This window comes from Exiguobacterium sp. s21 (assembly GCF_018617975.1).
In the GTDB taxonomy this organism is placed as follows: domain Bacteria; phylum Bacillota; class Bacilli; order Exiguobacteriales; family Exiguobacteriaceae; genus Exiguobacterium; species Exiguobacterium mexicanum_A.
Genome location: NZ_JACSLF010000013.1, coordinates 1 through 13,251, shown reverse-complemented (window position 1 = coordinate 13,251; position 13,251 = coordinate 1). Strand labels below are relative to the sequence as shown.

Below are 13,251 nucleotides of genomic sequence, written 5' to 3'. Positions count from 1 at the left end.
CAATAGAAAGGAACCGTCTATGATCACGTTAACGAATGTCAGCAAACAGTTCGGCCGCGACGCAGTGGTCCGTGACGTCTCGCTTCAAATCGAGCGGGGCGAGGTCTACGGCATCATCGGCGCGAGCGGGGCCGGCAAGTCGACGCTGCTCCGGTTGATGAACCTGCTCGAGACACCAGATACAGGGCAAGTCACGGTCGATGGGGACGAATTGACGAGCTTATCGAGTCGACAGCTACGCGAGAAGCGCCACGTCATCGGCATGATTTTCCAACAGTTTAATCTCGTCGCGAACAAGACCGTCTATGACAATGTGGCCGCTTCAATGAAGCTGGCTGGCCGGCCGCGCTCGACGCATGAGGCCCGGGTGCTCGAATGCCTTCGTTTCGTCGGGCTCGAGTCGTTCAAAGGTAAATACCCGGCGCAGCTCAGCGGCGGGCAGAAACAGCGCGTCGCCATCGCGCGGGCGCTCGCGAACGAACCGCACGTCTTGTTATGTGATGAGCCGACGTCGTCGCTCGACCCGAATACGACGGCTGAAGTGCTCGGCGTGTTAAAGTCGATTAACGAGCGGCTCGGCGTCACCATCGTCATCGTGACACATGAGATGGACGTCATCAAACAAGTGTGCGACCGCGTGACCGTCATGACGGACGGTTCGGTGTATGAGACGATTGATGTCATTCCGAGTGGGGTCGCAGACATCGACGACAATCCGTCCTGGTTCGTCGATCAACTGAAGAAGGCAGGTGAACCACATGCCTGAGGTGCTCCTGCAATATCAGACCGAGATTTGGCAATCGATCGGCGAGACGTTCATCATGGTCGGCTTCTCGATTCTCGCGGCCGTCCTCCTCGGCCTGCCGCTCGGGACGTGGCTCTACTTGTCACGAAAAGGGCAACTGCTCGAAAATCGGGCCGTCTTCTCCGTGCTCAACTTGATCGTCAATATCATCCGCTCGTTCCCGTTCCTGTTACTCGTCGTGTTTTTGATTCCATTTACGCGGCTCATCATTGGAACGGCCATCGGGACGGCGGCGGCAACCGTGCCGCTCGCCATCATCGCCATCGCCCATTACTCACGACTCGTCGAGCAGTCACTCCTTGACGTACCGCGTGGCGTCGTCGAGGCGGCCGTGTCGATGGGGGCGTCCATCAAAGACGTCATCTTCAAGTTCTTGTACGTCGAGGCCCGTTCCGGTCTCGTCCTCGGGCTTACGACGTCAATCATTAGCTTCATCTCGTACTCGACCATCATGGGGGTGGTCGGGGGCGGTGGCATCGGCGACTTTGCCATTCGCTACGGCTATCAACAGTTCAAGACGGAGCTGATGATGTACATGATTTTGATCATGCTCGTCTTCGTCCAGATGATTCAGTTCACCGGTACGACGGTGGCTCGGCTCATCGACAAACGCTAATTACCTAAAGAAAGAAGGAGAACTTATGAAAAAATTATTGGCGCTTTTCGCCTCACTCACACTCGTCCTCGCGGCGTGTGGGAACGATTCCGAAACGAACACGACGGAAGCCCCGTCAAACGAGCCGCAGACGCTCAAAGTCGCATCGCTCATCCCACCGATGACGGATATGCTTGAAATCGCGAAAGAGCAACTCGCAGAAGACAACATCGAGCTCGAAATCGTCGTCCTCGGTGACAACGTCCAACCGAACACAGCGCTCGCAGCAAAAGAAGTCGACGCGAACTTCTTCCAACACGTCCCGTACATGGAAGAGTTCAACCGCAGCAATGACGCTAACCTCGTCCCAATCGAACCGATTTACTTCGCCAACTACGGTGTCTACTCGAAAGAGTATGACAACATGGACGATATCCCGGAAGGCGCGACGATTGCCATCGCGAACGACGTGTCGAACATCGACCGCTCGCTCTCGTTGCTTGCGCAACACGATGTGATCGAGCTCGGTGAGAAGAACGGGTCGTATTACACGCAAGCCGATATCACCGAAAACCCGAAGAACCTCAAGTTCGAGGAAGTCGATTTGCTCATGCTCGCGCGTGCGTACGATGACGTCGATGCGGTCCTCATGACGCCGGCCTATGCGGCGCCACTCGGCTTGACGCCGAAGAGCGATGCCCTCTTGACGGAAGGTGTCGAGAACGACTTCGCCATCACACTCGTGGCCCGTGAAGACAACAAAGATGAAGAAGCCATCCAGAAACTCGGCGAAGCACTCACAAGTGACGAAGTCCGTGCGTTCTTGGAAGAAAATTACGAAGAAACGGCGATTCCGGCGTTTTAACGAGAAAAGATTGAGCCCAGACGGTTCAATCTTTTTTAGTATTCCTCGTATTCTCTCGGGTCTTGATTATCGATGCGGCCGTCTTGCTTCGTCAGGGCGTTGAGCGTCTCCATTTCGTCCTCGGTCAATTCGAAGTTGAAGACGTCGAGGTTCTCTTTTTGGTGCAACTCGCTCGACGAACGCGGGAGCGGGATGACACCGAGTTGGACGTGCCAACGCAGAATGACTTGGGACACGGTCTTGCCTTTTTGTCTTGCTAGTTCCGCGATCGTCTCGTCATGCGTGACAGTCCGGGCTCGGCTCAACGGACTCCATGCCTCAGTGATGATGCCGCGCTCTTTGTCAGCTTGACGCTGTTCTACTTGGGAGAAGTATGGGTGGAGCTCGATTTGGTTGATGACCGGTGTCTCACCCGTCTCCTCAATCAAACGGTCGAGGTGCTCAGGCATAAAGTTCGAGACGCCGATGGAGCGGATCCACCCGTTCTCTTTCGCTTGGATGAGTGCGCGCCACGCCTCCACGTATTTGTCTTGTTTCGGATTCGGCCAATGTAACAGGAACAAGTCCCAATAGTCGAGGTTCGCCCGGTAGAGCGACTCACGAATCATCTCGAGCGCATCGTCGTAGTCGAAGTATTGGGCGCGAAGCTTCGACGTCAAGAACAGTTGCTCGCGCGGGATGCCGGATTGCCGGACGGCTTCGCCGACCGTTCCTTCATTGTCATAGCGAATTGCCGAATCGATGAGACGATAGCCGTTGCGGATAGCGCTCGTGATGGCGTCGACGCCCGGTTCACCTCGTAAATAAACGGTGCCGAGCCCGATTGCCGGAATCTCGTAGCCGTCATGTAGTTTGATGGTTGGGATGTTCATGAAATGCCTCCTCATTCAAAATTCGTTCTCTTGTCCGATATTCCACTTTCCGGGGGAATCAAACGTTTGAATCGGTCGGAGTTAATTAAAATGGAGTTGCCTATTTTCCTGTTTTTGGGGTAATTGGCATGAGGTGATGGGGATGAAGTGGTGGTGGATGTTCGGGATATTGGCCATTGGAGGAATGATGTTCGTCAATGAGGCTTGGTATGGAAACTCGGCGGCGTTTGGAACGGCGACCAGTATGATTATCGTGGCGTTGATTGGCCTAAAGAGTTTAGAAAACCGATATCGGATAAGAATGGGAGTCATCTTTTCATTATTGATTGCTGAAGCGATTTACTTTGGGTTGCCGAGTTATTCAGTCGCCGAGGCGGAACATACTTTGAAACATTCACACTGATACGGAACAAAGTCCGAAAACACGCGATCTTACGCGCTTTTGATTTAGAGTTGGTGTTTGTTTGGTGTTTAAAGATAATAAACGAAAATTAATGATGAAATACAAAACGGCCCTTTTTACACTTTCTGTTAGTGTTTGGATGAGCACCATTTTTTTATTATAGCTTGGAGGGTTTCGTTAAATAGTTGAGTTATTCACACATTCGCGACAAAATGTTAAACAAAACTACCTGTTTAGGTGATTAGGATGATAGCTGTTTGTTAAACAAACTATTTGAGCCTATGGCGGATATTCCAAAAAAAAACGGTAACTGGATCATGTTGTTCCATAATCTTCATTAGCTTTTGTTTAGTAATTGGAGCAAATTCTGAGTAACGCCAATGGATAATGTGAAAGAGTACACTTAAACTAACTACTTTTCTAAAGCCTGCTGAATAAAGAATGTACAATATAATGAATTTTTGTGATTGTATGTCGATGTTCGATAATATATAAGAGTTATTCCGTAAAACAGTTGGTTTTGTTTTGCTGTTCTTTTATAATTTTTCACTTTTACAATAGAACTTGATTCGAATCAATTTTTATTTCATAGAAACATCCTAGACTAGAGTCATCAACAAGGAATACAAATGAAAATGAAATTGGAGGGAATCAACATGCAAAGATATATATTAAGTAAAAAGAATTCCATTACACTGATCAGTGCAATTTTGATTGCACTTGCATTCTTCGGACGATTTTCCTTAGACAACATGGCCATTTTCAATTGGTCGCTCATCATTGCATCCATTCTCGGTGTGGCGCCGATTGCAATCCAAGCCTATCAGGCATTAAAAGTAAAAGTTGTCAGTATTGATGTTTTAGTTACCATTGCAGTTATTGGAGCAGTATTGATTCAAAATTATGAGGAATCAGCCATCGTTACTTTCTTATTCTTATTTGGTTCTTACTTGGAGCAGCGTACCTTGAACAAAACACGTTCTGCCATTAAAGAATTAACAGAGCTGGCACCAGAAAGTGCTTTAAAGCAAATGGAAAACGGAGAATTTGAAGAAGTAGATGTCGATGATGTAGACGAAGGTGATATTTTATTAGTTAAAACGGGTGCAAAAGTTCCGGTAGATGGAACAGTCTTAACTGGTGAAGGTCACATTAATGAAGCAAGTATTACTGGAGAATCTCTACCTGTAAGTAAAAAGGTTGATTCTGAAGTATTTGCAGGATCTATCTTAGAAAATGGAACGATCCAAATTCGAGCTGATCGCGTTGGAGAAGATACAACATTTGGTAGAATTATCGAATTAGTGGAAGAGGCACAGGATTCCAAATCAGAAGCAGAACGTTTCATTGACCGATTCTCAAAATACTATACACCAGCTGTGTTAGTCCTTGGTTTTATTGTTTGGTTTTTCTCAAAAGATATTGAACTAGCTATCACGATTCTTGTTTTAGGATGTCCAGGTGCATTAGTTATCGGGGTTCCTGTATCCAACGTTGCCGGTATCGGAAACGGTGCACGTAATGGTGTCCTCTTAAAAGGTAGTGAAGTTATCAATGACTTTAGCAGAGTAGATACTATCGTTTTTGATAAAACAGGAACATTGACAGTAGGAAACCCTGAAGTTGCCGAAAAAGAATTTTACGGACAAAATACTGAAGAGGTTCTAGGATATTTAGCAAGTGTGGAGCGTGAATCGGACCACCCACTAGCGAAAGCTGTCCTACAGGATATTGGCGAGATAACTTTCTCTACTGTTGAAGAAACCGAAGTCGTTAAAGGTGGCGGAATTGTAGCAAAAATAGGTGTTCATCGTATAGCCGTTGGTAACGTAGCTTTAATGGAAAAGAAAAATGTGAAATTAAGCGAAAAAGCTAAAAAAGACGTCGAACGCTTTGAGAAAAATGGAAATTCTCTTGTGTTAACTGCGGTCGACGGAGAATTAAACGTTCTGATGGGTATTCGGGATCAAATCCGCCCAGGTGTTAAAAAAGATCTTCAAAAACTGAAAAAACTAGGGGTCAAAAACCTTGTCGTTCTTTCTGGGGACAACCAAGGAACCGTAGATTTAGTTGCTCGAGAACTTGGGTTAACAGAAGCACATGGTCATATGCTACCGGAAGGAAAATCTGCTTATATCGAAAAAATGCAAGCAGAAGGCGGGATCATTGCCTTTGTCGGTGACGGAGTGAATGATAGTCCTTCACTAGCCTTAGCAGATATCGGAATTGCCATGGGAAGTGGAACAGATGTTGCAATTGAAACATCCGATGTTGTTTTAATGAATTCTGACTTTAGTCGTTTACCACACGCATTAGGCTTAACAAAATCAACTTCAAGAAACATGAAACAGAACATTACCATAGCAGTTGGTGTGGTATTAGTCTTACTTGCCAGCCTACTATTTGGTGAATGGATGAATATGTCAATCGGGATGTTGGTTCACGAAGCAAGTATCTTAGTAGTCATCTTGAATGGTATGAGATTGCTTCGATACCGTTTGAGAGAATAATTTTAATAGAAAGCAGTCTTGATGAATGATAAAGGGGAAGTATTCAGGTAGGAAGAACAAAATACTCCCCTACTTTTTCTTAAAACTTGATTTGCATCAAATTCATTTCGTTGAACCTGAACTATACTTAAATTGTAAAGAAGAAGAGGGAAAACAAAAAAATAAAAGATAAGATGAAAGGAGAAATAATTCATGCAAAAAGCAATTATTCAATTAGAAACATTATCTTGTCCATCTTGTATGCAAAAGATTGAAAATGCGGTGAAAGGATTAAACGGGGTTAATCATGATAGCTTAAAAGTATTATTTAATGCCAGTAAAGTAAAAGTAGATTTTGATTCAGAAACGATCACCATTAACGACATCGAAAAAGCCATTGAAGACTTAGGATATCCAGTCGTCAAATCAAAAGTAAAATCGGCCTAAGACCAAAAAACCACAAGAAAGAGGGAACGAATAATGTCTGAACAGACATTTAACGAAGTAATAACAAACCATTTTGAAAAGCTGGATTTATACACCACTGCAATTACACGGGCCCATGGTAAGAATCACCCAGAAGCCTTTGAAGTACGTGAATTGTTTGAAACAATTAGTGGAAAAGTAAAAGACGCAGGTACGAACAAACCTGACTTAGATGCTGAATTTGCTCAATTACGAAAAATCACAGACAACTACACCATTCCTGGAGATGTATGTGAAACGTATGGAGGCACATTCGAGATGTTATCAGAAGTAGATAAAGCATATCAGGCTTAAAGTAACTCAAAAACAAAAGAATAGATTGGTTTACGGTCGTTAAAAAATGAAGGGGGAAATGATTTATGCAAAAAGCAACGATTCAATTAGAAACCTTATCTTGCCCATCTTGTCTCCAAAAGATTGAAAATGCGGTGAAAGGAATAAACGGTGTGAATCAAGATAGCTTGAAAGTAATGTTCAATGCAAGTAAAGTAAAAGTAGATTTTGATTCAGAAGCAGTCGCTATTAACGATATCGAAAAGGCAATTGAAGACTTAGGATATCCTGTTGTCAAATCAAAGGTAAAACCTGCTTAATCGAGTGAATAGAAAGGAAGCCTAGGATGCCCTCTTAGGCTTTTTATAAAAGGAAGAGGTTATTTTGGAACAAAACCAATGTTGTCATCACCAACATGGACATGCAGAATGTATTCGTATTGTCCCCATTTTCAACCATTTGGAAGACTCACAAATGGATTTGATTGCGGAATCTGCCAAGACACTTCATCTTAAAAAAGGGGAAATGTTATTCCGTGCAGATGAGGAAGATGATACCTTATATATTATCAATTCAGGTAAGGCTCGGATTTACCGCTTATCGGATTCTGGAAAAGAACAACTTGTTCGCATTTTAAATCCTGGTGATTTTACAGGTGAAGTCGCCATTTTCCAACCTGGAAGTATTCATGAGAATTATGCGGAAGCACTACAAAATACATCTATTTGTTTAATTAAACGAGGTGATTTACAGAAGTATTTGGTGGAATATCCGCAGATCTCATTAAAAATACTGTCAGAAGTAACGATGCGTTTAAAGGATTCTGAAAAACAAACCACACAAGTAGCGATTGAAAATGTAGAAACCCGCATTATATCCTTTTTAGCTGAGAATATTGAAAAGGGAAGTGGCAATAGTCCAACGATTATCTTACCAATGTCCAAAAAGGATTTAGCCTCGTATCTTGGTACCACACCAGAAACAATCAGCCGTAAATTTACTACTCTAGAAGAACTTGGATTGATTAAACAGTTACCGAAAAAGAAAATTAAAATAATGGATTTAGATCAATTGTTACTTCATACTAAATAAATATAAGCAGAGTAGCGTGCCATCATTAACGTGTTAAGTTTAATAGTACAAAACATAAAATAACAAACATTTTAGCAATCCAATTAGCATATAAAATGGATTGCTAATTTTTGTTGATTTAACAATGTTTATCTACAAAAAGAAAGAGAAATGGCTACTTATTTGGCACTTATTTTACCAAGATGACATAAACTTGTGTCAACTGCATAATTCATTAGCAAAACACCCCTATTAACTAAGCTAATTACTCTGGACGGTTTGTCAAATTAAGCGCAACACTTCCTCCGCGAAGGCCTCGTGTGCGGTCTTCCAGCCGAGACATTTCCTCGGCCGCCCGTTGATCTTGGCGAGCGCGTCCACGATCTCTCCTTGGCCGACCGTCGCGAAGTCCGATCCTTTCGGGAAGAACTCGCGCAGGAGGCCGTTGGCGTTCTCGTGGCAGCTGAACTCCTTGCCCCGGTCCGTCGTCGCCGTCCTGAACGTGCCCTCCGGGAAGGCGCCGTGCACCGCATGGATCGCCCCCTCCATCGAGGCCGCGGTGCGGTCCGCGATCGGCAGGGCGAGATAGAACCGGCTCTTCCGCTCGATGAACGTCGCGACGCACGCCTTCGACTTCCCTCGTCCGGAGACGACGGTGTCGAGCTCCCAATGCCCGAACGTCCGGCGCCCCCTGACCTCGGGCGGCCGTTGTGAGATGGAGAGTCCGATGTTGATGCGCCCGCGCGTCTCGGTCGGCTTTTGACGTTTCCCCTTCTGACGGAGCACGGCCAGGGGCACGTCGATCCGTCCCGCATAGATCCAACGGTAGATGGTGGAGAAGGCAATGTTTCCTGTGTAGAGACGGCCGACGATCTGTTCCGGGGACCAGGTCGCACGCAGCTTCTCGACGATCGTCCGGCGCATCGTGTCGTCAAGTTTCGTCTGATCTCCCGCGAGACGGTCGATGGCTGTCGTCCGAGCCGTCTCGCGATGGACCGGATGGACATTCCGAGCTCCAGATACGTCTCTATTTTCACGCGTTCCGTTGTGGTAAGATGGGTGTAGCTCATAGCGATTCCTCCGTCTGAATGTTTGTTGTGGTGACTTCATTCTACACGAGGACGTCGCTGTGGGCTTTTTTTGTGTTCACTTTTGGGTGTTGCATTTGGGTGTTGCACTTAATTTTATAATTCATCACACATTGAAAACCCAATTATTAACTACCTAAATGTGACAATTATATGAAGAGTTCTATCATTTTACTTATGCTTATACTAAAAGCAATATAAATGTCTAAACATGATATGGGGAAAATACTTTGAATAAAACCATAATGTGAGTTTTATTGAGGTTGTCACTATTGTATGGGAAGAAAATAGTTATGAGTAACCGGACTCTATTAACATCATGCCTTTTGACCAGGGATTATACAAAAAATTCATATGTAAGGTGAATATGGGTTTAATGAAAAAATAAAAGAATAAACTGTTGACAAATATTGATTACAGTTGTAAACAAAAAAACATAAATTGATTACAAATGTAAACGAAAAGTGGAAAGGTGGATTGTAGCATTTTCAAACAACCTAAATTAATTTTTAAAAAAGAGGAGCGATTAAACATGAATAAAAGAACAGGTAATTGGTTAGGGTGGATCGGGATTATAGCTGCAATCATTGGGTTTTTATTTGAACCATTTTGGTTTGGTGGTGCTGCGGTACTTCTAGGATTGATTGGGTTAGCATCTCCAAAGAAACCCTTAAATTGGACTTCGATTACGCTGGGAGTTGCTGCAATATTATTTGGGATGATTTAAAAAAAATTATTTGACAATTAACGATTACAATTGTAAACTCTAAATATAGATTGATTACAAGTGTAAACGAAAATGGGGTGTTGCAATTGTTGACAGAACAAAATTCTAAAATTACGGATGCTGAATGGGAAGTGATGCGTGTTGTATGGACAAATAACAAAGCTACAAGTAAAGAAATTAGTCAAGTCCTAGAGAAGAAGAAAGTTTGGAAATCGGCAACTACGAAAACACTCATCGGACGATTAGTGAAAAAAGGGATGCTTAATACAGAAACGCAAGGTAATCGTTACCTTTATACCGCATCGGTAAACGAAGATGAAAGCATAAAAGGTGTTACTACTGAACTATTTGAACTTATTTGTAATAAAGAGGTAGGAAAGACAATCACAGAATTGATTTCAAAGGCTACCTTGAGTCACAACGATATTGCGATGTTAGAAGAAGTTATAAAAATGAAGAAAAAAGATGCTGTTGAAGAGGTTGAGTGTAAATGTGTTCCCGGTCAATGTCACTGTCAAGATCATAATCATATGAAACATCATTAATATAAAGGAGAGTATATCAATGGAAAAAGTAACTTTAAAAGTAACAGGAATGAGTTGTGGACATTGCGTAAACAAGATAGAAACTGCATTACAACAACTAAATGGTGTTGAAAAAGCAACAGTGAATTTAAAAAAAGGAATGGCAAAGGTAAAGTATGATGACTCCATTCAAACATTAGAAAAATTAATTTCAACGGTAAGCGAAGTAGGTTATCAATCGGAAATTATCAAATAAAAATTAATGTAAAGGGTGAAAGACTATGGCTACGAAAACGTTAAATATTGAAGGAATGACCTGTGCATCTTGTGTCCAAACGGTAGAAAAAGCTACTAAAAAGTTGCCAGGAGTACAAGAATCAAACGTAAATCTAGCAACAGAAAAATTGAATATCAGTTATGACGAAAGTTTAGTTTCATTGCAAGATATACAGGAAGCTGTTGATAAATCTGGGTATAAAGCTGTTATAGAAACGGAACAGAAAACGTTTGCTATTACTGGAATGACCTGTGCATCTTGTGTCCAAACAATTGAAAAAGCAACACGTAAGCTAGATGGTGTATTAGCGTCTAATGTTAATCTGGCAACAGAAAAAATGAATATTACATTTGACCCAACCGTTGTTACTATTTCAGACATTTCACAAGCCGTTTCTAATGCAGGTTATGAAGCCCATGAAGACATTACGTCTGCGGACTCAGTTGATGTAGATAGAGAGAAAAAACAAAGAGAAATGAAAGGCCTTTGGAACAGATTTTGGATTTCAGCAGTATTCACTGTGCCATTATTTTATATAGCGATGGGTCACCTAGTAGGTGCACCATTACCAGGTTTTATCGATCCAATGATGAATCCAGAAGCCTTTGCTATTACACAGCTACTATTAACATTACCAGTAGTATTTGTAAATAGAAAAATCTACAAAGTAGGCTTTAAAACTCTCTTTAGTGGACACCCAAATATGGATTCATTAATTGCTTTAGGTACAAGTGCTGCATTTTTATATGGTATTTTTGCAACGGTTATGATCTATTTAGGAGATACAGGTTATGCAAGTGAACTATATTTTGAAACGGCAGCAGTTATTCTAACACTGATTGTACTTGGGAAATATTTAGAAACATTAACGAAAGGTAAAACGTCAGAAGCAATTAAAAAATTAATGGGCCTAGCGCCTAAAACTGCGATGGTTATAAGAAATAATCAGGAAGTTGAAATTTCTATTGATGAAGTTATTGTCGGTGATATTGTCATTGTTAAACCTGGTGAAAAAATGCCAGTTGATGGAGTTGTTATTGAAGGAACAACTTCAGTTGATGAATCAATGCTAACAGGTGAAAGTATCCCAGTTGAAAAAAACAAGGGTGACACTATTATCGGAGCAAGTATCAATAAAAACGGTACAATTCAATATGAAGCAACCAAAGTTGGGAAAGATACTGCATTGTCGCAAATTGTTAAACTTGTTGAAGATGCACAAGGATCTAAAGCTCCCATTGCCAAATTAGCCGACATTATTTCTGGTTACTTTGTTCCAATCGTTATTGGAATCGCAATTCTATCGGGATTAGCATGGTACTTCGGTGGTCAAACAGGAATTTTCGCACTAACCATCGTTATCTCAGTATTAGTTATTGCTTGCCCATGTGCCCTTGGTTTAGCAACTCCAACAGCAATTATGATTGGAACAGGTAAAGGGGCAGAGAACGGTGTATTAATTAAAAGTGGTACAGCTCTTGAAACAACACACAAACTACAAACGATTGTATTCGACAAAACAGGTACAATCACTGAAGGAAAACCAAAGGTAACAGACATTGTTGTTGCAAATGGTATTTCCGAAGAAGAATTACTATCACTGTCAGCATCAGCTGAAAAAGGTTCTGAACATCCTTTAGGCGAAGCAATAGTTAAAGGTGCCGAGGATAGAGGATTAGCATTGATGAAAACGAGTAGCTTTAATGCGATACCAGGTCATGGTATTGAAGTAACGATTAATGGTGATAACCTGTTACTAGGGAATCGGAAATTAATGGATGATCGTCATATCTCATTAGGCGATTTAGCCGCTAAATCAGATGAATTGGCTAACCAAGGAAAAACGCCTATGTATATTACCATAAATGATAAAATTGCAGGTATTATCGCTGTGGCAGATACAGTCAAAGAAAATAGTTTAAAGGCGATTGAAAAACTTCACAAAATGGGAATTGAAGTTGCCATGATTACTGGTGATAACAAACGTACTGCTGAAGCAATTGCTAAGCAAGTTGGTATTGACCGAGTATTAAGTGAAGTCTTACCAGAAGATAAGGCAGCCGAAGTGAAAAAACTTCAAGATGAAGGAAGAAAAGTAGCAATGGTTGGAGATGGAATCAATGATGCACCAGCGCTTGCCCAAGCAGATGTAGGGATAGCCATTGGCTCAGGTACGGATGTTGCAATGGAATCAGCAGATATCGTCTTAATGAGAAGCGATTTGATGGATGTACCAACAGCTGTAGAATTGAGCAAGTCTACGATTCGAAATATTAAACAAAACTTATTCTGGGCATTTGCTTATAATACGGCAGGTATTCCTTTTGCAATGGGTATCGTCTTCCTCCTTGGAGGACCATTATTAAGCCCAATCATTGCCGCAGCGGCTATGAGTTTGAGCTCTATATCCGTGTTGTTAAATGCTTTACGACTAAAACGTTTTAAACCTTCTACTAATTAGAAGGATTATTATAAAAAACGACGGTTTGTCAAATTAAGCGCAACACTTCCTCGGTGAAGACCTCGTGTGCGGTTTTCCAGTTCAGGCACTTCCTTGGTCGCCCGTTGATCTTGGTCAGTGCGTCCGCGAGTTCGTCATGCGCCACCTGCGCGAAGTCCGTTCCTTTCGGGAAGAACTCGCGGAGGATCCCGTTGGCGTTCTCGTTGCTCCCCCGTTGCCACGATGCGTACGGGTCGGCGAAATACATCGGCACACCGAGTGACGCCTGGATGCGCTCGTGACCGCTGAACTCCTTGCCACGGTCCGTCGTCGCCG

The 13,251-nt window shown here is 42.8% G+C and carries 15 protein-coding genes and 1 pseudogene; 13 read left to right on the top strand and 3 right to left on the bottom strand.

Annotation, left to right across the window (positions count from 1 at the left end; translation table 11 throughout):
- Positions 1-19: 19 nt before the first annotated feature.
- From KNP06_RS12960 to KNP06_RS12950, 3 genes are read left to right on the top strand one after another with little or no spacing between them, the layout of a single operon-like run.
- Positions 20-766, top strand: coding sequence for a methionine ABC transporter ATP-binding protein (locus KNP06_RS12960; protein WP_214789305.1), 747 nt, complete (start codon positions 20-22; stop codon positions 764-766).
- Positions 759-1,421: a methionine ABC transporter permease gene (locus KNP06_RS12955; RefSeq protein ID WP_214789301.1), complete on the top strand. Its 663-nt coding sequence runs from the start codon at positions 759-761 to the stop codon at positions 1,419-1,421. The genes KNP06_RS12960 and KNP06_RS12955 overlap by 8 nt, the downstream gene beginning before the upstream one ends.
- A 25-nt stretch (positions 1,422-1,446) precedes the next feature.
- On the top strand, positions 1,447-2,265 hold the full coding sequence (locus KNP06_RS12950; RefSeq protein ID WP_021067914.1) for a MetQ/NlpA family ABC transporter substrate-binding protein: 819 nt from the start codon (positions 1,447-1,449) through the stop codon (positions 2,263-2,265).
- Between the two features lie 35 nt (positions 2,266-2,300).
- Here KNP06_RS12950 and KNP06_RS12945 read toward each other — a convergent pair whose 3' ends face one another.
- On the bottom strand, positions 2,301-3,137 hold the full coding sequence (locus KNP06_RS12945; protein ID WP_131472018.1) for an aldo/keto reductase: 837 nt from the start codon (positions 3,135-3,137) through the stop codon (positions 2,301-2,303).
- Positions 3,138-3,279: 142 nt separating this feature from the next.
- Here KNP06_RS12945 and KNP06_RS12940 point away from each other — a divergent pair, with 142 nt between their 5' ends.
- The 6 genes from KNP06_RS12940 to KNP06_RS12915 all read left to right on the top strand — a co-directional run bounded on the left by KNP06_RS12940 (position 3,280) and on the right by KNP06_RS12915 (position 7,880).
- The gene (locus KNP06_RS12940; RefSeq protein ID WP_211780193.1) at positions 3,280-3,540 is read left to right on the top strand and encodes a hypothetical protein; all 261 of its coding nucleotides are present in this window, start codon (positions 3,280-3,282) and stop codon (positions 3,538-3,540) included.
- 656 nt (positions 3,541-4,196) lie between these two features.
- Complete coding sequence (locus tag KNP06_RS12935; protein WP_214789298.1) at positions 4,197-6,050, top strand: heavy metal translocating P-type ATPase; 1,854 nt, start codon at positions 4,197-4,199, stop codon at positions 6,048-6,050.
- Positions 6,051-6,242: 192 nt separating this feature from the next.
- Entirely contained in the window at positions 6,243-6,476 is a 234-nt protein-coding gene (locus tag KNP06_RS12930) for a heavy-metal-associated domain-containing protein (protein WP_131472014.1), read from the top strand.
- A gap of 33 nt (positions 6,477-6,509) precedes the next feature.
- Positions 6,510-6,809 carry an iron-sulfur cluster repair di-iron protein, ric gene (locus KNP06_RS12925; RefSeq protein ID WP_128123856.1) on the top strand — a complete coding sequence of 100 codons (300 nt, stop codon included), beginning with the start codon at positions 6,510-6,512 and terminating at the stop codon, positions 6,807-6,809.
- A 65-nt stretch (positions 6,810-6,874) separates the two neighbouring features.
- Complete coding sequence (locus KNP06_RS12920; RefSeq protein WP_026907428.1) at positions 6,875-7,108, top strand: heavy-metal-associated domain-containing protein; 234 nt, start codon at positions 6,875-6,877, stop codon at positions 7,106-7,108.
- A 64-nt stretch (positions 7,109-7,172) separates the two neighbouring features.
- The gene (locus KNP06_RS12915) at positions 7,173-7,880 is read left to right on the top strand and encodes a Crp/Fnr family transcriptional regulator (protein ID WP_029333958.1); all 708 of its coding nucleotides are present in this window, start codon (positions 7,173-7,175) and stop codon (positions 7,878-7,880) included.
- Positions 7,881-8,141: 261 nt separating this feature from the next.
- Here KNP06_RS12915 and KNP06_RS12910 read toward each other — a convergent pair.
- Positions 8,142-8,929, bottom strand: a pseudogene (locus KNP06_RS12910) (IS30 family transposase).
- Between the two features lie 550 nt (positions 8,930-9,479).
- Between KNP06_RS12910 and KNP06_RS12905 the strand changes: the two are divergent.
- The 4 genes from KNP06_RS12905 to KNP06_RS12890 all read left to right on the top strand — a co-directional run bounded on the left by KNP06_RS12905 (position 9,480) and on the right by KNP06_RS12890 (position 12,936).
- Positions 9,480-9,674, top strand: coding sequence for a hypothetical protein (locus KNP06_RS12905; protein ID WP_211779501.1), 195 nt, complete (start codon positions 9,480-9,482; stop codon positions 9,672-9,674).
- Positions 9,675-9,760: 86 nt separating this feature from the next.
- Positions 9,761-10,219: a CopY/TcrY family copper transport repressor gene (locus KNP06_RS12900; protein ID WP_211779500.1), complete on the top strand. Its 459-nt coding sequence runs from the start codon at positions 9,761-9,763 to the stop codon at positions 10,217-10,219.
- Positions 10,220-10,238: 19 nt separating this feature from the next.
- A complete protein-coding gene (gene copZ / locus KNP06_RS12895) occupies positions 10,239-10,454 on the top strand; it encodes a copper chaperone CopZ (RefSeq protein WP_211779499.1) in 216 nt (71 codons plus the stop codon).
- A gap of 25 nt (positions 10,455-10,479) precedes the next feature.
- A complete protein-coding gene (locus KNP06_RS12890; protein ID WP_214789295.1) occupies positions 10,480-12,936 on the top strand; it encodes a heavy metal translocating P-type ATPase in 2,457 nt (818 codons plus the stop codon).
- Between the two features lie 28 nt (positions 12,937-12,964).
- Here KNP06_RS12890 and KNP06_RS12885 read toward each other — a convergent pair.
- Positions 12,965-13,251: IS30 family transposase (locus KNP06_RS12885; RefSeq protein WP_214789292.1), on the bottom strand; the 287-nt coding region annotated here is incomplete at its 5' end.

Bases quoted from the DNA above. Each gene is read 5' to 3' on its own strand.
- KNP06_RS12960 (WP_214789305.1), top strand. From the start codon at position 20: ATGATCACGTTAACGAATGTCAGCAAACAGTTCGGCCGCGACGCAGTG.
- KNP06_RS12955 (WP_214789301.1), top strand. From the start codon at position 759: ATGCCTGAGGTGCTCCTGCAATATCAGACCGAGATTTGGCAATCGATC.
- KNP06_RS12950 (WP_021067914.1), top strand. From the start codon at position 1,447: ATGAAAAAATTATTGGCGCTTTTCGCCTCACTCACACTCGTCCTCGCG.
- KNP06_RS12945 (WP_131472018.1), bottom strand. From the start codon at position 3,137: ATGAACATCCCAACCATCAAACTACATGACGGCTACGAGATTCCGGCA.
- KNP06_RS12940 (WP_211780193.1), top strand. From the start codon at position 3,280: ATGAAGTGGTGGTGGATGTTCGGGATATTGGCCATTGGAGGAATGATG.
- KNP06_RS12935 (WP_214789298.1), top strand. From the start codon at position 4,197: ATGCAAAGATATATATTAAGTAAAAAGAATTCCATTACACTGATCAGT.
- KNP06_RS12930 (WP_131472014.1), top strand. From the start codon at position 6,243: ATGCAAAAAGCAATTATTCAATTAGAAACATTATCTTGTCCATCTTGT.
- KNP06_RS12925 (WP_128123856.1), top strand. From the start codon at position 6,510: ATGTCTGAACAGACATTTAACGAAGTAATAACAAACCATTTTGAAAAG.
- KNP06_RS12920 (WP_026907428.1), top strand. From the start codon at position 6,875: ATGCAAAAAGCAACGATTCAATTAGAAACCTTATCTTGCCCATCTTGT.
- KNP06_RS12905 (WP_211779501.1), top strand. From the start codon at position 9,480: ATGAATAAAAGAACAGGTAATTGGTTAGGGTGGATCGGGATTATAGCT.
- copZ (WP_211779499.1), top strand. From the start codon at position 10,239: ATGGAAAAAGTAACTTTAAAAGTAACAGGAATGAGTTGTGGACATTGC.
- KNP06_RS12890 (WP_214789295.1), top strand. From the start codon at position 10,480: ATGGCTACGAAAACGTTAAATATTGAAGGAATGACCTGTGCATCTTGT.